Consider the following 25,522-nt stretch of genomic DNA (forward strand, 5'->3'; position numbering starts at 1 on the left):
GAGTTCGACATGACCCTGCTCCCCGAACCCTGGTGGCCGGTGGCGGTGATGGCCTTCATCGTCCTCGTCGACGGTTTCCTGACATTCTGGCCGCCGAAAGTCATCGCCGACTGCCTTGACGGAGTCGGTCTCCCGCGCGATTGGTGGTGGGTGCTCGCGGTCGTGAAGTTCCTCGCGGCAGCCGGGCTGGTCACCGGCTTCTGGATTCCGGGCGTCGGCCTGGCTGCGATCGTCGGCCTCATCGTCTACTTCCTCACCGCTGCCGCCGCCCATCTGCGTGCCGGCTATGTCGGCCGCGACTTCTGGGTCAACTGCCTGGGACTGCTCGTGGCCAACGTCCTCATCCTCGTCTTCTGCTTCCTCATCTGAGCCGCCGCCAGGACACCGCAGAATCGCCTCGGCGCCCGCGACGGAGAACTTGTTCTTCACCTGTGGAAGCGTGTGGCCCCTTGCGGTAGATTTCATTGTGGAGTTGCGGTCGACTACCGGCGTTTTATCGCACGTAATTCCACAGTGACCGGCGCTTCGGCCGAACATCTGGCACCGCGGCCCAACGGCAGGCGCCAGAGCCGAGAGGTCGGCAGCGAGACGGAAGGATTGGCAGCGTGGCCGAATCTGCAGAGGACCGATACGCCCGTTGGTCGTGGATCCACGAGACCGCAGTGATGACCGGGTGGAACTTCGCCGCACTCGGCTCCCGCCTGAGAGCCGACGACCCGCCCTGGGACTTTGAACTGGCCTGCGCCAAGGCGATGGCGAGGTCAGCTGCCTGCCTCGATATGGGAACCGGGGGCGGCGAGCGCCTTCGTGATCTCGTCCGGCGCGTCAGTGCAGTCGGCGGCTTCCTCGGTCGCGAACCCATTCTCCATGCCAGCGAGGGGTGGAAGCCGAATCTGAATGTGGCCACCTCGGCGCTGGCGGAGTACGGCATCGAGGTCCGCGAGTACGACAGCGAGGCCGGCGAGCCCATGCCGTGGTCCGACGAATTCTTCGATCTCGTGATGAACCGGCATGAGAGCTACGATCCAGCCGGGCTCGCTCGAGTCGTGAAGCCCGACGGAGGCTTCCTCACCCAGCAGGTCGACGGCACAGAAGCCTCCGAGTTCAGGCTCTGGTTCGGAGGCCGTCCGGAGACTCCCCAGAACCGGCTCGGTCCGCGCCTCAATGAGCTCGAGGAACAGGGCTTCACCATCACCGATGCCGACGAGTGGACCGGCACGATGGAGTTCGCCGACGTCGAAGCGGTCATCGAGTACCTCGCCTATTCCCCCTGGGACGTCCCGGGGTTCACCGTGGCCGACAACCTCGTGGCCCTCGACCGGCTGGCGGCCCGCCGCTCTCCGATCGAAGTCACTCAGAAGCGCTTCCTCATCGTCGCCGAACGCTGACCATCTGCCTTCGCAGATGGTCAGGTTTTCCCGACCTCGGTCACAGGTAAGCCGCATGGGCGGGCAGCGGTCGGCGTGGATAGTGTCGAAGACATGACCTCGCCGGACTTCATGTACCCTCAGCCCACCGATGACGAGTTGGCCGCTCAGCAGCCCTATACCGCGGCGCTGGGTCTGGGAAGTCACGCGCACGACACCAGTCATCGCAGCGCCAGTCACAAGCACAGCTCTGGTCATCCACCCGCTTCAACCAACGCTGAGACCGATCTTGACGGGGCAACGTCCGCAGGTGCGAACCGGCCGCAGCTGGGCAAGGTGTCCCTGGTCCTCACAATCGTCGCCGCAGGACTGTCCCTGCTCAGCTCGATCGTCCTCGGCGTCACCATCGGACCATCGGAGGCTGAATTCGGCGACTACTTCACCGACGTTCCACGCTGGTATCAGAACCTCGCAATCGCACTGGCCGGCCTTCAGGTCCTGTGCGCCGCTCTCGGCGTCACCGGCCTCATCATGGGCATCGTCTCAGCCGGTACCGGCCGCGCCAGGACTCAGGGGTTCGTCGCAATCGCCATTGCCATCTCAGCGCCCCTCATCTCCCTCGGGACCTTCCTGGTCCTCAGCTTCACCTTCGCCTGACGCTCTCGCACAGTTCAGCCTCGGCTTCGTCCGCTATCCAGTCCGATATTCAGACTGACTCTTGACACGATCCGTGTCTCCAGGGACGATTAAACAAATCGATTTGGCTCCCAATGTTGCCGGGCCAGATCATGATGCGTTTCCGAGGAGAGTCCCATGACCGCCGCACCCGAAGCAGCCGAAGCCGTTCATCCCGTCGACCAGCTCCGACCGATGCACAGGCTCATCCCGTTCGCCATCCAGCACGTCCTGGTCATGGTGGCCACACCGATCTCCTCGGTCTTCCTCATCGCCGGCGCATTGGACCTCAACGAGGCTGCCACCTCGGCGATATTGGCGGCGGTCTTCATCTTCTCCGGCCTCGGGTCGATACTCCAATCCGTGGGCGTATGGAAGATCGGAGTCAAACTGCCCTTCGTCATGCTCCCCGGTGGCGCAGCCACGGTTCTGTTCATCACGATCGGGCAGGGCACCGACATCGAGACGGCCGTGGGTGCGGTCATCCTCACCGGCATCTTCTACATCTTGGCAGTCACCCTGTTCGTGAAACTGCTCAAATTCTTCCCGCCGCTGGTCATCGGGATCATGGTCATCGTCATCGGCGTCAACCTCGTCCAAGTCACCGGCAAGCTCATCGTCGGTGAGGCCGACACGAAGGCATTCGGTGATCCGCAGAACCTGCTGCTCGGCCTCATCACAGTCGTCATCACCGTCCTGTGCTTTCGGTTCCTGCGCGGAATGCTCGGCAAACTCTCGGTCGCACTCGGACTCATCGGCGGCACCATCGTTGCCGCATTCACGGGCGTGACCGACTTCGCCGCACAGACCGGCGGCCCGCTGCTGGCGGCCCCGACGCTCTTTCCCTTCGGCACCCCGAAATTCGATGTCATCGCTGCGATCCCGATGCTGCTGTGGGCATTGGCCTCCATGGCAGAGGCGACCGGACAGACGATCATCAACGGCGAGGTCGTCGAGAAGAAGGTCGACGCCAGTCGCGACGTTCCGCGGCTGATCCGCGCAGATGGCATCATCACGATCTTCGGTGGACTCTTCGGCACACCGGCAATGGTCACCAGCGGTGAGAACGTCGGCATTGTGCGTGCTTCGGGTGTGCGCAGCAGGTTCGTCACAGCTTTCGCCGGCGTCCTCCTCATCATCATCGGCATCAGCCCCATCGCCAGGATCCTCAACGGCATACCGGCGGCAGTCGTCGGCGGAACGGCAGTCGTGGTCTTCGCGATCATCGCCGTTCTGGGCATACAGATGCTCGCCAAGGTCGACTTCAACCAGACCGGCAACCTCATCACCGCCACCGTCGGATTGGCCGCCGGGCTCCTCCCTGTGCTCATTCCGGGCATGTACTCGCAACTCTCACCCAACGTCGCCTCGCTGCTGGGCAGCGGGGTGGCGATGGCCGCATTCGTCTCGGTGCTTCTCAACCTGCTCTTCCACCACACCGGCAAGCGCAACAGGCACCCGAAGTCTCGGACGGCAATCGACGATCCCAGCCACCTGGCTCAGCGCCCCGGTGACTACCGGATCTGATGTGCCGGTATGGCTCTGCTGATCTGATCAAGCAGGCCCGGAGGTCGATTCTCTGACAACGAGGGTCGGTGCGGACGCACTTGAGGCGTCCGGCTCGGATCCACCATCGAGAATAGCTACGAGGCGCTCAACGGCCGCGCCCGAGATCTCGTCGAGCCCCAGGTCGACAGCGGTCAGCGGCGGTGTGCTCGTGCGGGCGCGCAGACCGTCATACCTCGTGGCGATGAGCAGATCGTCTCCGACCGTCCGTCCCGCCTCGACTCCCGCCCGCACGGCACCGGTGGCGAACGCGTCGATGGGAACGATCAGTCCATCGACCTCCGGATACTCAGCCAGCAGCCGGGCCGACGCGCGGTACCCGCCGTCCTCACCGTCACTTTCGTCCGCCTCGGCGATCAGAGGGGTGAACCCGACACGAGCGGCAGCAGCCTCATAGACCTCTCGTGCGGCAGCCTGCGATCTGCGCCGATCCGTACCCGCGACGAGCGCCGGATGCTGCGCTCCGCGCTCCACGAGATGCGAAACGAGGAGCTCGGCGGTGTCTTCATGATGCAGATCCACAGTGCGTTCGCCTGCAGGACCATCGATGACCACGAACGGAATGCCGCGGTCGCTCAGAGCCGCCGCGATGGGGTCATCAGCAGCTGGCTCAAGGAGGATCGCACCATCGATGTCGAGCCGGTCGACGGGATTGGCATCGCCGTCGGGTGGAGCGAGGACGAAGACGTAGCCCTTGAGCAGAGCGATCCGTGCGCATCCCATCGCGAGTTCGGTGAAGAATCCCAGCTGCGACGGTCCAGCGGACACGGCCGAGGGCATCGATGACAGAAGGGCGAGCGCCTGGGACCGGCCGGACCGCAGACCTTGGGCGCGGACACTGGGACGATAATTCAGACTGGCGGCGACCTCTTTGACTTTGTCGCGCGTCGCGGAGTTGACCTTGCCCAAACCGTTGAGGGCATGGGACACGGTCGTGCGCGAGACACCGGCTTCACGAGCCACATCGGCGATCGTGGCCCGACTCGGACGCGAAGAATCTCCCATGACCTCAGACTACTGGACGAGGGCTCATGACTGGATGATGACGATGGCACCGGAGATGATCGCGAAGCCGAGGACGATGTACCGCAGCACCGGACCGTCGAGGCGGTGGTGGACGTATCTGCTGAGGAAGGATCCGATGGCTAAGAAGGGCAGCATGGCGACGGTGAACAGCATCGTCGGCCCACTGACCTGACCGCTGATGGCCAGGACGATCAGGGAGATGACTTCCCCGACGAGGAAGCATACAGCCACCGTCGAGCGCAGTTCCGGGCCGGGACTGTGCTGGTAGGCCAGTGCGTAGGGGGGTCCGCCGATGCCGGTGGAGGTCTCGGTGACGCCGGTGATGAGTCCGACGATCGCCAGAACGGACTTGTTCGGAGTGAACTTCGGGGCGAGCAGTGCGATGATGGCGGCCACGAGCGTTGACCAGCCGATGAGCAGGGCGAGTTGGTGGAGGTTGACGATGACGAGGATCCACAGCCCGAAGAACGTGCCCGCGAAGCGGCCCACGCTGATCCATTTCACCCCGTGCCAGTGGATGTCGGATCGCTCTCTGGCCGCAACGTAGAAGTTCAACGGGATCATCAGAACGAGCAGCATCACGGGGATGAGGCTTGGGTCGATGAAGCTGACGACGGGTGCCGTGATCATGGCGAAGCCCATGCCGGTCGAGCCCTGCACGAAGGCTGAGAGCAGCACGGTGATCGCGACGATGCTGAAGGCGAGGATCGAGAGCCCGAGGACCGTCACCGGCGGTGCTCGCTCATCCACGCCGCGCGATGTTCACTCGCCGACGGGTCGATACGGGTGATCGGAGAATCGGCGACGACTCGCTGGGAGACCTCGCGGGCACGCTCAAGGAAGGCACGTCCGTCCCAGTCGACGGGCCACCCCCTCTCGAGCCGGAGCCTGCCGTCGACGATCACGGCCTCGATCTGGTCGCGGTTGGCGGTGCGCACGAGCTCCCAGGGCACATCCCAGGACGGCACGAATTCGGGAACCTCGAGGTCGATCACGAGCAGGTCCGCAAGTGCTCCGGGTGCGATCTCTCCGACCTGTCCTGCCAAGCCAACTGCGTCGGCTCCCCCGCGCAGTCCCTGTTCGAGCCAGGTCCAGCCTCCGCCGCTCGAGGAGTCGCCGACGGCGGTTCCACCGGTCAGTCTCTGTGCTGTTTCAGCCGCATCGAGGAGACGGAAGGCATCCGAGCGCGTGCCGTCGGTGCCCAGCCCCACACGCATTCCCAGTTCATGCATGAGCAGAGCGGGTGCGACCGCATTGCCCTTCCAGGAGCTCGCCACCGGATTGTAGGCGACGGCCCCTCCGCTGTCGGCCAGGAGCCGGATCTCGCGTGGAGTCAGGAGGGTGGCGTGCGCAGCCAGGAGTTCGGGACCCAGGGCGCCGAGGCGGGCGAGTCGTTCCAGCGGACGCTCTCCGTTCGCGATGAGGGATCGTTCGACTGCGGCGAGATGTTCGTTGAGGTGGGTCTGGAAGGGGACTCCTGCTTCGCGTGCCAGCTGCGTGACCGCGATCAGGGCTTCGTCCGAGGCGACCTCGGGAATCGAGACTGCCAGCGAGGGGTGGACCAGAGGATCGGAGTCCCACCGGTTCAGGTGCCGTTCGGCGGCGGCGACCACCTCGGCGACCTCAGCGGTTCTTCTCCCTCCGCCGAGGTCGTTGCAGATCACGCCGAGTACGCAGCGCAGGCCGAGTTCGGAGGTGACATCGGAGATGGCCGAGACATCGACGCTGGCCCGGGTGCCCGCATCGGCGACCGTGGTGAAGCCGCCGCGCAGTGATTCCCACGCGGCCAGACGGGCAGCGACGTCGATGGCCTCGGCGTCCATGTTCGCCTCCATCGGCACCCAGACGCGCTGGAAGATCTCGGAGGGTTCACCGAAGACGAGTGACTTGCCGAAGGACTGCGTGAGGTGATGATGGGCGTCGATGAAGCCCGGCATGAGGAGGCGCCCTGGCAGGTCGATGCGGCAGACATCGGCGGGGGCTTCAGCGGCAACCGCTTCGAGCGACCCGACTGCCGCGATGCGACCGTGGGCAACGAGGACGCCGTAGTCGGACTGCGAACCTTCGGGAAGGAGGACCTGTTCGGGGGTGAGCAGCGTCGGGGCCTGATGCAGATTGCGCAGCTGAGTCATGTCATCCTTCGTCGTCACAGGGGCCTCTTCGACCCTGCATTTTCCTCTGGTCAACGCTATCGAGCGGAGGTCTCCACCCAAGAAAGCCAAATCGATTTGGTCACTTTAGTCTACGGGTCGTCACTGGGGTGCGTCAACGGCCCGAAAGTCTGTGGCCAGCACGGCGTGCTGCCCTGGGGCGGAACACGGGGCGGGGCACGGGCCGAGACAGTAAAATGGGTCCATGACCTCTTTGCCCCTCACCCCCACCTCGGCGGAAAACGGGCAACTGGACTGCCACTATTTCAACGACGGGCTGTGCCGCTCCTGCACCTTCATCGAAACGCCCCTCCACGATCAGGTGGCGGACAAAGAGGCCTGGTCCCGCCAGGTGCTGGCCGACCATTCCCCCGAAGTCTGGCTTCCGGCCGCTGTCGGTGGCGACCACGACTTCCGCAACCGGGCGAAGCTTGCCGTGGGCGGTTCGACCGGCGCAGTCACCTTGGGCATCCTGGATCAGGACTTCCACGGTGTCGACCTGCGCGAGTGCGGAATCCAGGCCCCTCAGATCCGCGCGATCATCCCGATCATCGGCCAGTTCCTCAACAATTCGAGCCTCGACCCCTATGACGTACTAGCTCGCCGAGGTGAGCTGAAGTTCGTCCACATCACCGCCGCACCTGCGGGGGATCTGATGATCAGATTCGTCGTCCGTTCCCAGCACGGCCTCGACGTGCTGCGATCCAGGCGTGACCAGCTCATTGCGCTGGTCCCGACGGCCACGGTCATCTCCGTCAATCTGCTGCCGGAGCACAAGGCCGTACTCGAGGGCAGTCAGGAAGAGATGCTGCTCGGTGGTTCTCTGCGCATGAACCTCGACCGGGTCGACCTGCACCTGCGTCCGCAGTCCTTCTTCCAGACCAACACTGCTGTGGCGATCGGTCTCTACAACCAGGTAGCCGACTGGGTCGAGGAGATTGCGCCGGACTCGCTGTGGGATCTGTACTGCGGCGTGGGCGGGTTCGCGTTGTACTGCGCGGGGGCGAGCGTTCAGCAGACTTCGCGCACGGTCACCGGCGTCGAACTGAGTGACCAGGCCATCGAATCCGCGAAGATCAGCGCTGCCGAACTCGGTTTCGGCTCCCAGTCAGGTGCCACAGTCGAGTTCATCGCCGGCGATGCAACGGAATTCGCCGAGGCGAACCTGGCGACCGGCGAACGACCGGACTGCGTGATCGTCAACCCACCTCGGCGAGGGATCGGGGCCAGGCTGTCGGCAGCCTTGGACACCTCCGGCGTTGAGCACGTCGTCTACTCGAGCTGCAATCCGCTCACCCTTGCCAAGGACCTCGACCGGATGCCGAGCTACGCGGTCGTCCAGGCCCGGGTCTTCGACATGTTCCCGCATACGAAGCATCTCGAGGTCGCTGTGGTGCTGCGACGTCAGTGAACTCGACGTCCGCGCGCAGAGCACCTGCATTTGGCGTCAACGACTTCCCACACTTGCCTGGCGGCCAGCAACGGTTGGTAAGTCCTGCTCGATCCCGGTGCCTGGATCGACCAGTTCTTACCAACCGTTTCGAGCTTCCATGGTTTGAGAGCGGCTGATTTCAGAGATCCTGATGTTCCTTTCGCACGGGCGGCTGACCCTCACATCGGTTAAGCTGTGGACCATGACCGGACAGGCTTTCAGCCGCTCACGGATCGGTCACCCGGTCGACCGTTGAGCCGCCGTGGACGCGAGTGCGATATTCGCGGTCCACCCCCTTTCGAAGGTATATCTCACGCAGAATCCACTTTTCGAAAGGACATCATGTCAGCAATCTTCAACCACACCATCATCGCCGCCGCCGATCCGGCGGAATCGGCTCAGTTCTACGTCGACGTCCTCGAGGCCGAGCACACTCGGTCGTGGGGAGTCTTCTCCAACATCATGCTCGACGAGGGTGTGATGATTCAGTTCGCGACTCCCCCGCCGACCTTCGAAATCCAGCCCGTGCACATGGCCTTCATCTGCACGGATGATCATTTCGATCGCGCGGTGGCACTGTTGGACGAACGGGGCCTCGACTACTGGGCGGACCCGCAGCGGACTCGCCTGCACGAGACGAATACCGAACACGACGGCCGAGGCGTGTACTTCTTGGACCCGTCCGGCATGTATTTGGAGCTCATCACGAAGCCGTACCTGTGAGTCTATGCCGGTGAGGCCCGCACTTGAGTGAGTCAGCCAGCCCCGGTTTCCGGTGGCCGGGCACGGATCCGCTGCACAGCCTGGTTTGCTGGTCGGTCAGGAGCACCCACCAGGCTGTGTAGGATCTGTTGCATGCGGCGCGAAGGATCAATCCTGGTGATCGGAGCATTGATCGCAGCCTCGCTTGCTGCCTGCGCACCGAAACCGACCCGAACCTCTCCCCCTGACGGCACGACAACAGCGCATGCGGTGGAAGCTCCGCCTGCCGGGGGCCTCCCCGATTACCAACTCGGCGGCGCGTATGAGCCAGCTGAAGGTGTCAGCATCGTTGCGCGTGACAGGTCGGTCGAACCAGCCCCTGGTCGCTACTCGATCTGCTACGTCAACGGCTTTCAGACACAGCCGGATGAACTTGGGTCCTGGGACTCGGATCTGCTGTTGTCCAGAGACGGCAAGGCACTTGTCGATCCCGAGTGGCCTGATGAGGTTCTGATCGACACGTCGACCAATGACAAGCGCAAGAGAGTCTTCGACACGGTCAGTGCGTGGATACACGAGTGCGCCGAAGCGGGCTTCGATGCCGTTGAGTTCGACAATTTCGACTCGTTCACCCGCTCTCAGAAGGCGCTCGTCATGGAAGACAACGCAGCTCTGGCAAGCTCCTTTGTTGAACTCTCTCATCGCCTCGGCCTCGCGGTCGGACAGAAGAACGCAGCAGAATTCTCACGTATTCTGCACGAAGAAGTCGGGTTCGATTTTGCCGTCGCCGAAGAGTGTTCGGCCTTCCGAGAGTGCGATGAGTACAGCCGGGTCTACGGCCAGGCGGTCATCGACATCGAATACACCGACAACCTCCCTCGCGACTGGGACGACATCTGCGGAGACCCCGAGACACCGACCTCAGCTGTTCTGCGCGACCGCGATCTCACTGTCGCCGATAACCCGCGCCACACAGCTCGCCACTGCTGATCCCGCTTCGACCTTCGAAGACCCGAGAACAGGGTCGCCCACACGCTTGCCCTTCGGCCGAGCAACGAGCAACGAGCAACGAGCAACGAGCAACGAGCAACGATCGGTCAGTCCTAGTCGATCCAGGCGCTTGGATCGACCAGAGCTTACCAATCGTCAGTCAGATCCTGGGAAAGGCGGCGAATCGTCACGACAGCAGGCTCTGGCGGAACCGTTCGACGACGGCTGGGAGTGGACCGCGCTTGCGGTGGACGACAACTAAGGTGCGTTCGATGGCTGGGCTGATCGGCACGCTCTCGATGCCCTCGAACTTCACCAATGGAACGACCATCTCGGGCACGACGGAAACACCCAACCCGGCCGAAACCAGGCCGCCGACAGCCGGGATGCTGCGTGCCGTCTGCACGATGTCGACGGTCACATCGTGCTTGGCGAAGGCGTGGGTGACCAAGGGCCCGATGCTGGTCACGGCGTCGAAGCCGATGAACTTCTCGCGAGCGAAGTCGGTCCACACGAGCTCTTCCCGCTGAGCGAGGCGGTGCCCAACGGGCATGATCGCCACCAACCGGTCTGAAGCAACTCCCTCAACCTCCAGCTCGGCTGGGATGCTTGAGTCGAGTGCCAGAATTCCCAGATCAACCGTTCCATTGAGGATCTTCTCGGCCACGTTCTCCTGCGGTTCGTCATGGATCTTCAGACCCACCTGCGGCAGATCGCGACGGAAATCGGAGATCACCGCGGGAAGCAGCGTCGCGGTCACCGAGGGCAGGCATGCCACCCGCACAACCCCGTCATCACCATTCATATGCCGTGAGATCCGGTCGAGCGCCTCATCGTAGGTGGCGACGGCCATCGAGGCGTGAGCGGAGACCTCCTCGCCCAGACGCGTCGGCACGACCGAGCGCGTGCTGCGATCGAAGAGTCTACCGCCGATACGCCGTTCGGCTTCGGCCAGCGCCCTGCTGACTGCAGGTTGAGAGACCTGCACGTCCTCAGCGGCGAGGGTGAAGCTGCGCAGTCGGTGCAGCGCCTCGATTGTGCGCAGGTGGTACATCGCCAGATTGATAACCATAGATCATCAGTGTAGAGCGAATCGGTATTGGACTGGTCGCTCAATGATCCTGGATCATAGAAGCTGATCTCTGAGAAAGGAATCAAAGGTGCTTTCACTCATTGGATACGTATCAATGCTGGTGATTCTCGCTCTGCTGCTCATGCAGAAGGTCTCACCCATCGTTGCACTTGCCGGAGTCCCGATCGTCGCGGCTCTCATCGCTGGCAACTCACCGTCGAAGGTCAGCGAATTCGCGTTAGCCGGCATCACCAGCGTCGCCAGCGTCGTCGTGATGTTCGTCTTCGCGATCGTCTTCTTCGGAATACTGCGCCACGTCGGGTTCTTCGATCCGATCATCGATCGGATCATCCGCCTCGGCGGCTCTTCTCCGAAGGCCGTCGCCGTAGCCACGACCCTCCTGGCCAGCGTGGCCCACCTCGACGGCGCCGGTGCGACCACGTTCCTCATCACCATTCCGGCCATGCTGCCGATCTACCAACGTCTGGGCATGAGCCGCCTGACGCTGACAGCATGTGTGGGTCTGGGTGCCGGTGCCATGAACATGCTCCCCTGGGGTGGACCGACCGCGCGTGCCGCGGCCACCGTCGGCGTCGAGGCGAACGAGGTGTGGACACCGCTGATCCCCTCTCAGATCGTCGGAGTCATCGCCGCGCTCGGAGTCGCCTGGTTCCTCGGCAGTCGCGAAGCCAGGCGCATCGCCAAGGGAAAGCCCTCCGAATTCGCCGAACCTGTCCACGCCCATGATTCCCACCGGACCACACGTTCCTCCGGTGCAGACGACGGGGCACGGACCTCCTCGGTGATGGTGGACGCCGATGCCCACCGCACCGCCGCCGATGGCACTGACAGCCCTGCTGCGACCGATGACTCCCCCGAAAAGGACCACCGCAACATCCCACTGTGGGTCAACGGCCTCATCCTGCTTGCGACTCTCGTGGTGCTGATGTGGGGCATCGTCTCGCCTGCCATCACATTCCTCGCAGCCACGATCCTCGCGCTCATCATCAACTTCCGCGGCCTGGAGAATCAGTCCCGACAGTTCGATATCAGTGCGAAGTCAGCCATGCTCATGGCCAGCACACTCTTGGCCGCCGGCGTCCTCCTCGGCATCCTCGATGAAAGCGGAATGATCGAGTCGATGGCCGACTCCGCGGTCCAGGTCCTACCCGCCGGGATCATGCCGATCCTGCCCATCGTCGTCGCGGTGCTGGGCGTGCCCATGAGCCTGTTCTTCGGCCCCGACGCCTACTACTTCGGCGTCCTTCCCGTCCTGTCTGCAGTGGGATCGAACTACGGCATCGACCCGGTCGTCCTCGCCCAGGCTTCGGTCATCGGGCAGGAGACTCTCGGCTTCCCCATCAGCCCGCTGACCGGTTCGTTCTACCTGCTGGTCGGGTTGGCGAACGTACCGATCGGCAAGCACATCCTCGGCCTCATCGGCTGGGCCTGGCTGGTCAGTATCATCGTCCTCATCGCTGCAATCGTGATCGGAGTGATTCCCCTGTGGGTAGCTTGACCCTATCGAGCCCGTCCGGGCTCTCATCACCGCCCAAACCTGCCCATCATGTCCGGGTGGGGGCTGGGGCGGGATTCGCCGGTGACCGGCTCGATCCCGCGATCTCCTTGGCCGAGCATGGCAGGCTCGATTTCCTCGTCTTCGAACTCCTCGGAGAGAGGACGGTGGCCGCGGCCCAGCGCCGTGAGAGGGAGACTGCACATACCGGTTTCGACCCGACTCTGGTCGAGCGCATCCGGTCAGTCGCCGTTCACTGCGCCGCCAACGGTACCCGCATCGTGACCAACGGCGGTGCCGCGAATCCGCGGGCTGCTGCGCATGCCGTCGCCGAGGCGGTTCGAGAGTTGGACGTCGACCTGCCCGTTGCCTACGTCATCGGGGACGACGTTCTCAGCATCGTCAGCGACGAGGATCCGCTGACATGGGAAACCGGGCAGCCGGCATCCACCGCCGACGGTGAGCTGATTTCGGCCAATGCCTATCTGGGGGCCGAACCGATTCGCCGAGCTCTGGACTCCGGTGCACGCATCGTCATCACCGGACGCGTCGCAGACCCCTCGCTCTACGTCGGTGCTCTGGCACACTCCTTCGATTGGGACCACAGCGATGCCGATCTCATCGGCCGAGCCACGGTCATCGGACATCTGCTCGAATGCGCGGGTCAGGTGACCGGCGGCTATTTCGCTGACCCGGTGACGAAACCCGTTGCCGGCCTCGCCCGTCTCGGATTCCCCTTCGCCGACGTCGACGCGAATGCGCAGGCCGTCCTGAGCAAACTCGAGGGTTCGGGAGGCGAGGTCACAACACGTACCTGCACCGAACAGCTCCTCTACGAAGTCTCTGACCCCAGCGCCTACATCACCCCCGATGTCATCGCGGACTTCTCCCACGTGCGCTTCGAGGAGGCAGACGTCGACCGAGTGCGTGTGAGCGGAGGGACGGGAACGCCCCGGCCCAGCACCCTCAAGGTCACTCTCGGCTACGACTCCGGGTGGCAGGGCGAAGGACAGCTCAGCTACTCCGGTCTCCGGTCGAAGGAACGTGCCGAACTGGCCGCGGCCATCGTTGTCCAACGCCTCGATGAGCTCTACGATGTCGATCCCGAGTCGGTGTTCGTCGAATACATTGGAATGGCTGCGGCATTCCGCGGTCTGGTCGCAGTCGATGACCCCGCTGAGGTACGTCTGCGCATCGTCGGGAGCGCAGCGACCCGGCAGGTGGCTTCGATCATCGGTGATGAGGTCGAAGCTCTTTACACCAATGGTCCGGCCGGAGGTGGGGGTGCCCGAAAGTCCGTACACAGCGTCGTCTCGGTGAAGTCATGCAGTGTGGATCGGACGATCATCGAAGAAGCGGTCAGCGTCGAGTTCGTTGACGACTCAGCGAATGCACCCGCGAACAACGACCCCGCCGATGAGAACACCGCCGCCAGGCGAAGAGGAGACCCCGCATGACCCAGATCGACGAACTCGCGTCGGTGCGCACCGGAGACAAGGGCGATACCCTCATCCTCGCAGTGATCGCCCATGACCAGGCGGCCTTTGAGCTGCTTGACCAGGAGCTCAGCGTCGAACGCGTCGCCGCTCACTTCGGCCTCAACGCACGGGCTGTCACGCGCAGTGAGCTGCCGACTCTGCACTCCTTCAGCTTCGAACTCTCCGGGCTGCTCGGCGGCGGAGTCACCGGCTCTCCCAACCTGGACGGACACGGAAAGACCATGAGCTACCACCTGCTCACGCTCGAAATCTGACTCCCGGGTGTCCTAGCGAGATACCTCACACTCTTCATCAGGGTGCCGAAACGAGGCGGACATTCCACGCTGAAGCGAATACACTCGTCACCTACAAGGCTCCACGAACACCCCAGTTCGCGGAGCCTGTTTCTTGCCGTTGCGCACTACCCCCACCGCCCCCTGATGAAGACTCCTGCCCGCCGCCGAGGCGGACTCGAGCTTGGAGACCACGATGACGATGCTGGACAACCACGTACCCGAACCGGAGCCTGACCCCGCGGCTGAACCTGACTCGGAGCCTGACCCCACTGCGAATACCACTGCATCCGACAAGATTGCCGCAGACGCAGCAGCCGCGCAGGATGCCGACTCCGCTCGTCGCGGCTCGATCGGCACCGTCTTCTACTGGTCGGTGGCCTTCGTCATCGCCTTCGTCGTCTGGGCCACAGTCTCCCCTGACAGCCTCGGCGACATCATGACCACAGCGATGACCGCAGTGTCATCGAGCTTCGGGTGGATCTACCTCGTCGTGCCCTTCGCCGCGATCGTCATGCTCGTGTGGTTCGCCGCGAGCCGATTCGGGCGCATCAGACTCGGATCCGCAGATTCACGACCGGAGTACACCACCCTCACCTGGCTATCGATGGTCCTTGCCGCGGTCATGGGCATCGGCCTTGTCAGCTACGGTGTCGCCGAACCCATGTCCCACTTCATGGTTCCACCACACGGCCTGGCCGAGCCGGAGACCATGGACGCCGCGATCCGAGCCATGCAGTTCTCCTATCTCGACTGGGGTTTCCAAGCCTGGGCCATCTTCGGCGTCTTCGGTCTGGCGATCGGCTATTCGACGCACAGGAAAGGCCGCCCAGCGCTGGTCTCAACCATGCTGCGTCCGGTGCTCGGCCGGTTCGTCGACGGTTGGGTCGGCAAGTTCATCGACATCCTCACCATCATTGCCACTCTCTTCGGGACGACAACCTCGCTGGGCCTCGGCGCCTCTCAGATCGGTGAAGGACTCAACACTGTCTTCGGCATCGATGCGACCATCGTCTTGCAGATCGTGGTCATCGGTGTGCTGACGCTGCTGTTCACCACTTCGGCATTCACCGGAGTCAGCCGCGGCATCAAGTACATCTCACAGATCACGCTGACAATGGCGACCATCCTCGGACTCTTCGTCTTCATCACCGGGCCCAGCGGCTTCGTGGCGAATCTCTTCGTGCGCTCGGTCGGCTCCTTCGCCGGCAACTTCCTCGAACTGAGCTTCATGACCCCTTCGAGCGCCGAAGACAGCGAATGGATGCTCTCTTGGACGTACTTCATGATGGCCTGGTGGCTGTCCTGGAGCGCCTTCGTCGGGATCTTCCTGGCCAAGATCTCCAAGGGTCGCACGATCCGCGAATTCGTCGCCGGTGTCCTGCTCGTCCCCAGCGCGGTGTTCTTCGTGTGGTTCACCATCATGGGAGGGTCCGCGATCAAGCTCGACATCGACGGTGCGAAGATCGGAGAAGCCACTCAGGCCAACCTCGACACCGCGTTCTTCAGTCTTCTCGATCAGCTGCCGTTCTCGCTCCTGTCCTCGGTCTTCACGATCGTCATGGTGACCTTGTTCTTCGTCTCCTCCGCTGATTCGAACACCTTCGTGCTCAGTTCGCTGTCCTCGCGAGGTTCGTTCGAGCCGAAGCGGCCGGTCATCGCCACTTGGGGATTCCTCACCGGGGCCTGCGCCATCGTGCTGCTTCTCGTCGGAGGCCTGCAGGCACTTCAGCAGGCGGCGATGCTCTCAGCAGTACCGTTCACCATCATCGTCATCATCCTCGGCATCGCATTGATCAAGGAGCTGCGCAGCGACCATCAGATCGTTGAAGAAGTCGCCCGCGAGAGGCGCGTCCTGGGACTCTGAGTTCCGGCTGCGCCGAGCGGACCACCGAACATCGAGCGGATCACCGCAGCTTGGCGGTCACCTCGGCAGCGGCCGCGAGGACCTTGTCCACGAGTGGTTCGGTGTCGGTGTCCTCTGTCAGCGCATCACCAGCGAGGGAGAGTCCGATTGCCGCGATCGGACGAGAGAGGACATCGTAGACGGGGGCCGCGATCGTTGAGATTCCCGGGGTGACCTCGCCGTGTTCGATCGCCCACCCGGCTCGCCGGTCCTGGGCCAGGATCGCGTTGAGCGCCTTGACCGTGGTCGGGCCCTGACCGGTGCGGGTGACGAATCCGGACTCGGATTGGAACATCGCCAGCACTTCTGACTTGGGCAGATGCGCGAGTATCGCCCGCCCGGTCGCCGTCAGGTAGCTGGGCATGCGCACCCCCGTCGCAGTGATCACCGCGACCGATTTCAGCGACTGCTCCTTGAGAACGTACACGGTCTCCCAACCGCGGATGACGGCAAGCTGGGCAGTGGCAGCAGTGTCGTCGGCAAGCTGCCGAACGATGGGCTGCGCCAGGCGCTGCAGAGGGTTCGTGCGCAGGTAGGAGCTGCCCAGCTCGTGCACGCCTGCCCCCAGGACATATCCCGTTTCAGTGCGAACGACGAGTCCCAGCTCCTCGAGCACGGTGAGCAGTTCGTAGGCACTCGAGCGTGGGATCTCCAGCGCCCGCACCAGTGCACCGGCGGAGATCGGACGATTCGATGAGGCAAGATGCCGCAGGATCGCGATCGAGCGCCGCAGTGCCGGAACCTCAGCCACAGCTCAGACCTCCATCCCAAGGGCTGCGAACGCAGCCCGGTAGAGCTTCGAGATTTCGCCGAGTTCGGTGTGCACACCGTCGCGGACCCGGACGTGGGCACCGCTGACAGTCATCGTCACATCCGCCGAGGTGGCCGAGAGGATGATCTGTTCACCCACCGCTCCGAAGGTGCGCATGCTGTCGGTTCTCACTGCGATGAAGTCACATGCCTTGCCCACGGCCAGTTCACCGACGGGCAGGTCGAGGCTGCGCGCCCCACCCGTCGTCAGGGAGGTGATGAGCTCGGCAGGCGAGAATCGTCCCCTCTGACCTGACCGCAGACGCTCCCCGGCTTCCATACCCTGGGTCTCGCGCAGGGCGTCGAGGACCACGTGCTGATCGGAGCCGATCGAGATCGTGGCCCCAGCGTCGGCGAGTTCGCGGGCCGGGCCGATGCCGTCGGCCAAGTCGGCTTCCGTGCACGGGCACATGACGATGGTGGCCGGGGCCCGGCCCAAGGTCGCGATATCGTCATCGCTGAGGTGCGTGGCGTGGACGGCCGAAAGATTCGACGCGACCACGCCTGAGCGGTCGAGGACCTGCGTGGGTGTCGTTCCGTAGGCGGCTTGGCAGGCGTCGTTCTCTGCAGGCTGTTCGGACAGGTGCACGTGAACGGGTCCCTCAAGTTCGGCGAATCTGGGCAGGTTGGCTGCCGGGACCGCGCGGATCGAGTGGATGGCCGATCCCACGTAGACGAAGCTCTCACCAGGAGATCCGACCGGGAACTCGGTGTCGAAAGACTGTGATAGGTCCGCGTGGCGGTCCATGTAACTGTCGATGCCTCCGTCACCGAAGCGAGCTTGTTCCTCCGAGAGATCGGTGTCGATGCCGCCCGTGAGGTAGCAGGTGTCGAGGAGTCGGATGCGCAATCCTGCCGAGGTGGCTGCTCGTGCCAGCGCCCGTTCCATCGCGTGAGGGTTCGCATACGGCGTCCCGTCGGGTGTGTGGTGGACGTAGTGGAACTCCCCCACCGAGGTGTAGCCGCCGGCGAGCATCTCCGCGAAGACCGCCCGAGCCACGGTTTCGTAGTTCTCCGGGCTCAGCTTCGCGGCCACGGAGTACATGACGTCGCGCCACGTCCAGAAGGTGCCGCCGTCACCGTGGGTGCGGCCGCGCAGGATGCGGTGGAAGGCGTGGGAGTGGGCGTTGACCCCACCGGGCAGGGTGAAGCCGGGAACCACCTCGGCGATGGTGGGTGGAGTGTCGATTCCTGTCTCGACTGAGGTCAGGGTGCCTGCCTCATCGGCAGTGAGCAGGACGCCGGTGGCGAGCTCTCCGTCGACCCAGGCGGTTTCGCACCAGAAGCGTGTGCTCATGATGCGGCCTCGACAGACTCGGCAGCACCCGAACCGCTCACTCCAAGCTCCCCTTCGAGGACCTTGACCAGGGCGGAGACACCGGCGCGCTGGTCGTCGACCTCGCAGGCCTCTTCGGGTGCGTGCGAAACTCCGGTCGGGTTGCGCACGTAGAGCATCGCCGAGGGCACGTGCGGTGCAAGGATGCCCGCATCGTGTCCGGCGCCCGAGGGCAGCAGCGGCGCATCGGGCAGCACAGAGGTCAGCCGGGAGTTGAGTTCGGCGGTGAAGTACGTCGTCGGTGAGTACGATTCCTGGGAGATCGACACCTCAACGCCGGCACTCTCGGCGTGCTCGCGGGCGCGCTTCGAGATCGACTCGAGCACGTGTCTGACGACAGCGTCATCGGCGTGACGGATGTCGAGCCAGAAGCTCATGCCCGAGGCGATGACGTTCGTTCCGCCCGGGTGGATGAGGGTGCGGCCGACCGTGGCCACGGCTTGGTCGTGGGTGGCAGCGAGGACCGGGATGTCTCCGATGACGCGACTGCCGGCGACGACCGGGTCCGCGCGGTGGCTCATCGGGGTGGTGCCGGCGTGGTTGCCCTGGCCGGAGAACGCGAAGTGCCAGCGGCCGTGGCCGATGATCGAGGAGCCGATCGCCACTGCCTGGTCGGTGTTGATGAGACCGATGCCCTGCTCGACATGGAGTTCGATGAAGGATCCGACCTGCTCCAGCCGGGCTTCGTCGGTGCCGATGCGGTTCGGGTCGAGCCCGTAGCCCGTCGCAACGTCGGCGAAGGTGTCACCATTGGCGTCGGTGAGTCCCAGTGCCCGGTCGGCCTCGATGGCGCCGGTGATGAGGCGCGATCCGAGGCAGGCGACGCCGAAGCGTGAGCCCTCTTCCTCGGGGAAGACGGCGAGCGCGAGCGGCCGCTGGGCGCGCTCGAGTGCTCCCGACGCCTTGAGGTCATCGAAGGCCGCCAGCGCCGAGGCGACGCCGAGGGGGCCGTCGAAGGCACCTCCGCCGGGGACGGAGTCGAGGTGAGAGCCGGTGACGACGGCGTTGTCACCGGGCGCGGTCGCCCACGCCCAGGTGATGCCATTGCCATCGATCTCGGTGTCGAGGCCTCGGCGGGCCGCCTCGGCGAGGAACCAGTCGCGGAGTTCGCGTTCGGTGTTCGAGAACCCTGCCCGCTGGTAGCCGGGACCACGAGTGTCACGGCCGGTGTCCTCGATCTGGGCCAGGAGGGAGACGACGTCGCTCATCTCAGTTCGCCTCGCCCGAACCGTTGACTCCGGCTGCATCCCGGTGGGTCGTCGCCGCGTCCGTGCCGGAGGCTGCGGCGGCCGCATCGAGGTTGCCCAGGGCGGTGAAGTCGGGGTCGTTGACCGCTGGTGATCCACCTTCGGGCAGCCAGGTTCCGGCGGCCGAGGTGACGGTGTGCTGCAGCGGTGAGACTGACTCTGCAGCGGCCACCAGGGAGCCGTCCTTGACCTTGGCGATCGTCTCGGCCAGCTCCGGGGACAGGAAGCGGTCCGGGCCGGGACCGGGCACGGTTTCGCGGATCGCGGAGATCACGGCACCGGTGACCGGTGCCGGTGCGGCTTCGCGCATATCGCAGGCGCGCGAGGCGGCGTAGAACTCGATGCCGACGACGCTGGCGAGATTGTCGACGACCTTGCGCAGCTTGCGGGCGGCCGACCAGCCCATCGATACGTGATCTTCCTGCATGGCCGAGGACGGGATCGAGTCGACCGAGGCGGGGCTGGCGTTGCGCTTGGCCTCGGAGACCATGGCGGCCTGGGTGTAGTGGGCGATCATCAGACCCGAGTCGACGCCGGCGTCGTCGGCGAGGAACGGGGTGAGGTTCTGGTTGCGGGTGACGTCCATCATCCGGTCGGTGCGGCGTTCGGACATCGAGGCGACATCGGCGGCGACGATGGCGAGGAAGTCCAGGGCATGGGCCAGGGGCGCACCGTGGAAGTTGCCGTTGGAGGAGACCATGCCGTTGGTGAGCACGACGGGGTTGTCGATGGCCGCACGCAGTTCGCGCTCGGCGACCTGCGTGGCAAAGGCGACGGCATCACGGGCGGCGCCGTTGACCTGCGGGGCGCAGCGCATCGAGTACGCGTCCTGGACCAGGTGGGTCGAGTCGCGGTGACTGGCCGTGATGCCCGAGTCCTTCAGCGACGTCAGCATGTTCGCGGCGGCCGCGGACTGACCGTCGTGGGGGCGCAGTGCGTAGTGGAGTTCGGGGGCGAAGACGGCATCGGTGCCGAAGAGTCCCTCGATGCTCATCGCTGCGGAGACGTCGACGGCGGTGAGCAAGTTCTCCAGGTCGGTCAGGGCCATGATGAGCATGCCGAGCATGCCGTCGGTGCCGTTGACCAGCGCCAGGCCTTCCTTCTCGGCCAGGGTGACCGGAGCGATTCCGGCCGCGGCCAGCACTTCTTCGGCGGGGCCGGCAACTCCGTCTGGACCGGCGGCCACGCCTTCACCCATCACGACGAGCGCACAGGCAGAGAGCGGCGCGAGGTCACCGGAGCAGCCCAGCGATCCGTATTCGTGGACGACCGGGGTGATGCCGGCGTTGAGGAGGTCGACGTAGGTCCGGAGCACCTCGGCGCGCACTCCTGCTCGGCCCGTGGCCAGGGTGCGGGCGCGCAGGAGCATGAGTGCGCGCACGACTTCGCGTTCGACGGGTTCGCCGACGCCTGCGGCGTGGGAGCGGATGAGTGATTTCTGCAGTTGGGTGCGCAGTTCGGCGGGAATGTGGCGCTGGGCAAGTGCCCCGAAACCGGTGGAGACTCCGTAGACGGGCTTCTCGGCCTGAGCGAGCGCGTCGATGGCTTCGCGGTATTTGTTCACGCGGGCCAGGGTGGTCTCGCTCAGGGCCACCTTCGCATCGTGGCGGGCGACATCGACCACCTGGGCGAATGTGAGGGTATCGGGATCGAGATCGATGAAGACTGACATCTTGGACCTTTCGGTTGAGTGAGTTATACGTTCGTGTGGTGTCATCAGACGGCGAAGAGGCGGGAGGGCCGGGCCCGGCCCTCAGCAGTTCAGACCTGTGGTCTGTTGTCGGCGACGAGTTCGCCGCCGCGGTAGACGCGTTCGACGAGGTGGACGCCGGGCCGGTAGGCCAAGTGGCGGTAGCTGGGCGCGTCGAGGATGGCGAGATCGGCCCGAGCTCCGGCGCCGAGGTGGCCGACATCGGTGCGCTGCAGGGCGTTGGCCCCACCGGCGGTGACGGCCCAGACTGCCTGTTCGACGGTGAAGTGCATATCGCGAACCCCGATGGCGATCGTGAAGGGGATGCTGTTGGAGAATCCCGATCCCGGGTTGCAGTCCGTGGCGATCGCCAGGCTGACTCCCGCCTCTACGTAGCGGCGGGCGTCGGGGTAGGGCTGGCGGGTGGAGAATTCGATGCTCGGCAGCAGCGTGACGACGGTGCCCGCCTCGGCGAGGGCTGCGAGGTCCTCATCGGAGGCGAATGTCGCATGGTCGACGGACACGCAGCCGAGTTCGGCGCCGAGTCTGAGCGCTCCCCCCTCGGTGAGCTGGTTGGCGTGCAGGCGCGGTTTCATGCCCGCGGCCTTGCCTGCTTCGATGATGCGACGCGTCTGGTCTTCGGTGAAGGCACCCTTTTCGCAGAATACGTCGATCCACTTGGCCTGGCCGATCGCGGCGGGGATGATCTCGTCGATGACGAGGTCGACGTAGGCTTGAGGGTTCTCTGTGAACTCCGGCGGCACCACGTGGGCGGCGATGAGCGTGGATTCTTCGGTGTGGCGGTTGATGATCTGCAGCGCGCGGAGTTCGTCCTTCACGGTCAGACCGTAGCCGGACTTGACCTCGAAGGTCGTCGTGCCCTGCCGGGTGGCCTGACTCATGAGGTGGACGAGGTTGGCCTCGAGCTCCTCGTCGCTGGCGGCCCGTGTGGCCGCGACAGTCGTGGCGATGCCACCGGCCGAGTACTTCTCACCCGCCATGCGCGCGGCGAACTCCGCCGATCGGTCGCCGGCGAAGATGAGGTGGTTGTGGCTGTCGACGAAGCCCGGGATGACGGCCTTGCCGCCCAGGTCGATGGTTTCGAGCTCCACACCGGCTCTCGCCGAGGTGAGGGTGCCGTTTTCGATGTCGTCGTCGTTGACCACCTCGGCGGGGGTGGAATCGGCATCGCCGAGGTGGTCGTGAAGTGCGGTGTCCGCCTGAGCGGACGGCCCCGACCACAGAATCCGCCCCCCGTCGATGAGCACTGCGGCGTCCTCAACGACGTTCAGGGCGCCGAGTGTGTCGAGGTCATTGACGACGAGTTCGCTGATCCCGGTGATGAGCTGCAAGGCGGTGTCCTTCGCGATCGAGAGTAGTTCACTCTCAGTATGGACCGCGCAGGCTCACCGCTGAAGTGCGATCGAAGGAATTTGTCCGATATTTCAGACAGTTCGTGATCGGCGACTCATACCGCTGTATCCAGACTGTTGACGCACTCGACGAGGGTCAGGAATCCGTCCTCGTCGAGGAATCCGAGGTCACCGGTGTGCAGCCAGCCATCTTTGAGCGTCTCGGCCGTCTCCTCGGGACGGCCGAGGAAGCCGTGCATGACGGTCTGCCCGGAGACGACCACCTCGCCGACTTCGCCTGCAGGCAGTTCTCGGCCGTCCGGACTGCGGATGGCCACGGTGATTCCCGGCAGCGCCGTCCCCACGGTTCCGAGGCGGCGGGAGCCGTCGTTGCGGTTGAGGGTCACCGCCGCCGAGCATTCCGAGAGACCGTAGCCTTCAAGGATCGGCACCTCGAACTTCGATTCGAACCGGGTGATCACGTCGACCGACATCGGTGCGGCCCCACAGATGACGAACTGCAGGGAGCTTGCGTCGACGTCCCGCTTCTTCGTGGCTTCAAGGGCCGAGATGATCGTCGGCACAGTTGAGAAATAGGTCGGACGCTCTTCCTCGACGACGCCCCAGAAGGTTCTCGGATCAAAGCTCGGCAGCACATGGACGCTGCCGCCGAACATGAGAGATGAAACGGTGCCTGCGAGAAGCCCGCGGCAGTCGAAGAGAGGCAGCACCAGCAGGCTGCGTGCATCAGCACCGAAGTCGATTCCGGTGAGGGTCGACCATGCCATGGCCGAGACGTTGGAGTGGCTGAGCAGGCAGCCCTTGGGCCGGCCTGTCGCCGGCGAGGCATAGACGATGAGTGATCCGTCGCCGCCGCGAACGGCGAGATCACTCATCGGTTCGGCATCGCCGCGGAAGCATTCGTCCTCGACGGAGAGGAAGCTGAGGCCGCGGACGTCGGCAACCACCTCGGCGTGGGAGTCCCCGATGAGCAGCACGACTCCGGAGTCGTCGAGCTGGAAGCTGACCTCGTCGTTGGTCAGGGCAGGGTTGATCGGGGTCAGGACCGCACCGAGGGACCAAGTGGCGAACATGGTCGTGATGACCTCGGGGACGTTGTCCAGCAGCACACCGACCACCGCACCCTGACCGATCCTGAACTGAGTCCTCAAGGCGCCTGCGGTCGCGGCCACAGCTGATGCGAATTCGGCGTTGTCGAAGCTGCCGCCGGGCCAGCTCAGGCAGGGCCCGTGAGGGTCGGAGCGCGCACGGTCGGCGGGGAGTCCGACCAGGTCGGCCACAGGGAAGGCTGAGGTCACAGCCGCCTCGGCGACCCCCTGTTCGGCGCGAGCCGCTTCGTCTGCATATGTCGACGCATTGTTCCTGGTCGGCGCGGAAGTCCTGTTCGAAGTCTGCATGGATCAAGCGTATCCAGGCATCGTGGTCAGCACACTGGTCCCACATGTCAAAGCATTCCCCATCCTTGGGTCAAAGCTACAAACAGATCTCCAGAGCTTTCGGCGAACTTCTCACCACAGCCGGCAGTTCGCGCTAGTCTTCTCCTATGGTCGCCTCTCCTTCGTGGACGCCCGGCGACGGGCCTGGTCCCACACCTGCCACCGCCGAGGTGATGGCGCAGCTCTCCCGGATCTCCGCGGAGCTGAGTCCGCGCGTGCCGGAGCTGACCCAGAGCGTCTACGACTATCTGGCCACGAGGATCGCCGAACTCGGTGAGGAGCGCACGCTCCTCGAGCTTCTCAGCGCGAGCATCGAAGGCAATATCGAGACCATCTTCCATGCTCTCCGGCATGGGATCGCTCCGGACAACCTCGAACCGCCGGTCGCCGCCTACGAATACGCCAGACGATTGGCACAACGTGGGATTTCAGTCAACGCCCTGGTCAGGGCCTATCGTCTGGGACAGCAACGGCTGCTGCAGACCGCCTACGACTACATCACCACCGGTGCCGATCTCCCGGACGATCTGGCCTCCGCAGTGTTCCAGCGACTCGTCGATGAGGTCTCGGAATACATCGACTGGATGTCACAGAAGGTCGCCCTCCTCTACGAAGAGGAACGCGAAGCCTGGCTGGCCAACCGCACCACCGCACGGGAATCCCAGGTCAGAGGCATCATCGAAGGTGGGCACGTCGACGCCGCTGCGGCCGCGGCAACACTGGGCTACAGTCTCACCGCCCGACACGTGGCGGTCATCGCCTGGACCCACCATTCGGCACCGGACACCATTGACGGCCTGGGCAGATTCACCTCCGCCATCAACTCCGCGGCCGCGGAGATGGGCTCCCCACGTTCCAGTCTGATCATCAGTCGCGACCAGGACACCGCCTGGGGATGGATCACGGTGCCCGAGAGCTGGCAGTATGAGGAGTCCCTCCGTGATCGACTTCGCTCGAGTGCCGCCGACGCCGTGCACCTGGCGCTCGGTTCCGCTCACACAGCGGCGCAAGGATTCCGGCTCTCTCACCAAGAGGCACTGCGAGTCCAGAACGTGTGCCTTGCCAGACGAACACCAATGCCGCTGCGCTCCCACGACGAACCCGGAATGGCTCTCGTCTCACTGCTGTCCACCGACGTCGAGGCAGGCCGTGACTGGGTGCGATCCGTCCTCGGCCCGCTGGCGGAGGACTCTGCAGCCAATACTCGGCACCGCTCGACGTTGTTGGCATATATGCTTCACGATCTCAGCTACACGGCTACGGCAGCCGCGATGTCGATGCACAAGAACTCGATCCGCTACCGCGTGGAGATGGCGGAATCGATCCTCGGCACGGATCTGGGATCGAATCGGCTCAACATCGAGGCAGCCCTCTATGCCCACAGCTATATCTTCGAGTCACGGGAACCAGTTCCGGACTGAGCGTGGGGCGCGGCTCGATGGCGTGCTGGCGAGTCA

Annotated in this window: 22 protein-coding genes; 12 read left to right on the top strand and 10 right to left on the bottom strand. The window is 64.5% G+C overall.

Annotated elements, in window-relative coordinates:
* The first annotated feature begins 9 nt into the window (after positions 1 to 9).
* From JTF07_RS11790 to JTF07_RS11805, 4 genes are all read left to right on the top strand, one after another.
* A complete protein-coding gene (locus JTF07_RS11790; RefSeq protein WP_204234457.1) occupies positions 10 to 369 on the top strand; it encodes a DoxX family protein in 360 nt (119 codons plus the stop codon).
* A gap of 236 nt (positions 370 to 605) precedes the next feature.
* Positions 606 to 1,388, top strand: coding sequence for a methyltransferase type 11 (locus JTF07_RS11795; RefSeq protein WP_204234458.1), 783 nt, complete (start codon positions 606 to 608; stop codon positions 1,386 to 1,388).
* Between the two features lie 93 nt (positions 1,389 to 1,481).
* Positions 1,482 to 2,024 (top strand): hypothetical protein, encoded by a 543-nt coding sequence (locus JTF07_RS11800; RefSeq protein ID WP_204234459.1) that lies wholly within the window; start codon positions 1,482 to 1,484, stop codon positions 2,022 to 2,024.
* A 156-nt stretch (positions 2,025 to 2,180) separates the two neighbouring features.
* Positions 2,181 to 3,569: a uracil-xanthine permease family protein gene (locus JTF07_RS11805; protein WP_204234460.1), complete on the top strand. Its 1,389-nt coding sequence runs from the start codon at positions 2,181 to 2,183 to the stop codon at positions 3,567 to 3,569.
* Between the two features lie 27 nt (positions 3,570 to 3,596).
* Here JTF07_RS11805 and JTF07_RS11810 read toward each other — a convergent pair whose 3' ends face one another.
* Genes JTF07_RS11810 through JTF07_RS11820 form a run of 3 tightly spaced genes read right to left on the bottom strand, consistent with a single transcriptional unit; the run spans position 3,597 to position 6,784 of the window.
* Positions 3,597 to 4,613, bottom strand: a complete 1,017-nt coding sequence (locus JTF07_RS11810) for a LacI family DNA-binding transcriptional regulator (RefSeq protein WP_204234461.1) — start codon at positions 4,611 to 4,613, stop codon at positions 3,597 to 3,599.
* Between the two features lie 24 nt (positions 4,614 to 4,637).
* Positions 4,638 to 5,384, bottom strand: a complete 747-nt coding sequence (locus JTF07_RS11815) for a sulfite exporter TauE/SafE family protein (RefSeq protein ID WP_353843947.1) — start codon at positions 5,382 to 5,384, stop codon at positions 4,638 to 4,640.
* On the bottom strand, positions 5,360 to 6,784 hold the full coding sequence (locus JTF07_RS11820; RefSeq protein WP_353843949.1) for an amidohydrolase family protein: 1,425 nt from the start codon (positions 6,782 to 6,784) through the stop codon (positions 5,360 to 5,362). Before JTF07_RS11820 ends, JTF07_RS11815 begins: the two co-directional genes overlap by 25 nt.
* A gap of 205 nt (positions 6,785 to 6,989) precedes the next feature.
* Between JTF07_RS11820 and JTF07_RS11825 the strand changes: the two genes are divergently transcribed.
* From JTF07_RS11825 to JTF07_RS11835, 3 genes are all read left to right on the top strand, one after another.
* Complete coding sequence (locus tag JTF07_RS11825) at positions 6,990 to 8,195, top strand: methyltransferase domain-containing protein (RefSeq protein WP_204234462.1); 1,206 nt, start codon at positions 6,990 to 6,992, stop codon at positions 8,193 to 8,195.
* Positions 8,196 to 8,558: 363 nt separating this feature from the next.
* Positions 8,559 to 8,939, top strand: coding sequence for a VOC family protein (locus JTF07_RS11830; RefSeq protein WP_204234463.1), 381 nt, complete (start codon positions 8,559 to 8,561; stop codon positions 8,937 to 8,939).
* A 156-nt stretch (positions 8,940 to 9,095) separates the two neighbouring features.
* A complete protein-coding gene (locus JTF07_RS11835; protein WP_204234464.1) occupies positions 9,096 to 9,908 on the top strand; it encodes an endo alpha-1,4 polygalactosaminidase in 813 nt (270 codons plus the stop codon).
* Between the two features lie 187 nt (positions 9,909 to 10,095).
* Here the strand turns inward: JTF07_RS11835 and JTF07_RS11840 are convergent, their stop codons facing one another.
* Positions 10,096 to 10,980 carry a LysR family transcriptional regulator gene (locus JTF07_RS11840; protein ID WP_204234465.1) on the bottom strand — a complete coding sequence of 295 codons (885 nt, stop codon included), beginning with the start codon at positions 10,978 to 10,980 and terminating at the stop codon, positions 10,096 to 10,098.
* Positions 10,981 to 11,068: 88 nt separating this feature from the next.
* On the opposite strand from JTF07_RS11840, the gene JTF07_RS11845 reads away from it, so the two are divergent.
* The 4 genes from JTF07_RS11845 (at position 11,069) to JTF07_RS11860 (ending at position 16,134) form a co-directional block, all read left to right on the top strand.
* A complete protein-coding gene (locus JTF07_RS11845; protein WP_353843950.1) occupies positions 11,069 to 12,499 on the top strand; it encodes a CitMHS family transporter in 1,431 nt (476 codons plus the stop codon).
* A gap of 56 nt (positions 12,500 to 12,555) precedes the next feature.
* Entirely contained in the window at positions 12,556 to 13,953 is a 1,398-nt protein-coding gene (locus JTF07_RS11850) for an acyclic terpene utilization AtuA family protein (RefSeq protein WP_353843951.1), read from the top strand.
* Entirely contained in the window at positions 13,950 to 14,249 is a 300-nt protein-coding gene (locus JTF07_RS11855; RefSeq protein WP_204234467.1) for an AtuA-related protein, read from the top strand. The genes JTF07_RS11850 and JTF07_RS11855 overlap by 4 nt, the downstream gene beginning before the upstream one ends.
* A gap of 214 nt (positions 14,250 to 14,463) precedes the next feature.
* Positions 14,464 to 16,134: a BCCT family transporter gene (locus JTF07_RS11860; RefSeq protein WP_204234468.1), complete on the top strand. Its 1,671-nt coding sequence runs from the start codon at positions 14,464 to 14,466 to the stop codon at positions 16,132 to 16,134.
* 40 nt (positions 16,135 to 16,174) lie between these two features.
* On the opposite strand, the gene JTF07_RS11865 is transcribed toward JTF07_RS11860, so the two are convergent.
* The 6 genes from JTF07_RS11865 to JTF07_RS11890 form a co-directional block, all read right to left on the bottom strand.
* Positions 16,175 to 16,924 (bottom strand): IclR family transcriptional regulator, encoded by a 750-nt coding sequence (locus JTF07_RS11865; protein ID WP_204234469.1) that lies wholly within the window; start codon positions 16,922 to 16,924, stop codon positions 16,175 to 16,177.
* 3 nt (positions 16,925 to 16,927) lie between these two features.
* Positions 16,928 to 18,280 (bottom strand): formimidoylglutamate deiminase, encoded by a 1,353-nt coding sequence (locus tag JTF07_RS11870; protein WP_204234470.1) that lies wholly within the window; start codon positions 18,278 to 18,280, stop codon positions 16,928 to 16,930.
* Complete coding sequence (locus JTF07_RS11875; RefSeq protein WP_204234471.1) at positions 18,277 to 19,527, bottom strand: allantoate amidohydrolase; 1,251 nt, start codon at positions 19,525 to 19,527, stop codon at positions 18,277 to 18,279. Before JTF07_RS11875 ends, JTF07_RS11870 begins: the two co-directional genes overlap by 4 nt.
* A 1-nt stretch (position 19,528) precedes the next feature.
* Positions 19,529 to 21,238 carry a histidine ammonia-lyase gene (gene hutH, locus JTF07_RS11880; RefSeq protein WP_204234472.1) on the bottom strand — a complete coding sequence of 570 codons (1,710 nt, stop codon included), beginning with the start codon at positions 21,236 to 21,238 and terminating at the stop codon, positions 19,529 to 19,531.
* An 89-nt stretch (positions 21,239 to 21,327) separates the two neighbouring features.
* A complete protein-coding gene (hutI, locus tag JTF07_RS11885; RefSeq protein ID WP_204234473.1) occupies positions 21,328 to 22,608 on the bottom strand; it encodes an imidazolonepropionase in 1,281 nt (426 codons plus the stop codon).
* Positions 22,609 to 22,724: 116 nt separating this feature from the next.
* Complete coding sequence (locus tag JTF07_RS11890; RefSeq protein ID WP_204234474.1) at positions 22,725 to 24,026, bottom strand: class I adenylate-forming enzyme family protein; 1,302 nt, start codon at positions 24,024 to 24,026, stop codon at positions 22,725 to 22,727.
* A gap of 146 nt (positions 24,027 to 24,172) precedes the next feature.
* Between JTF07_RS11890 and JTF07_RS11895 the strand changes: the two genes are divergently transcribed.
* Positions 24,173 to 25,486 carry a PucR family transcriptional regulator gene (locus tag JTF07_RS11895; RefSeq protein ID WP_204234475.1) on the top strand — a complete coding sequence of 438 codons (1,314 nt, stop codon included), beginning with the start codon at positions 24,173 to 24,175 and terminating at the stop codon, positions 25,484 to 25,486.
* Positions 25,487 to 25,522: the final 36 nt, after the last annotated feature.

The sequence above is a fragment of the Brevibacterium sp. RIT 803 genome, assembly GCF_016892625.1.
Classification (GTDB): domain Bacteria; phylum Actinomycetota; class Actinomycetes; order Actinomycetales; family Brevibacteriaceae; genus Brevibacterium.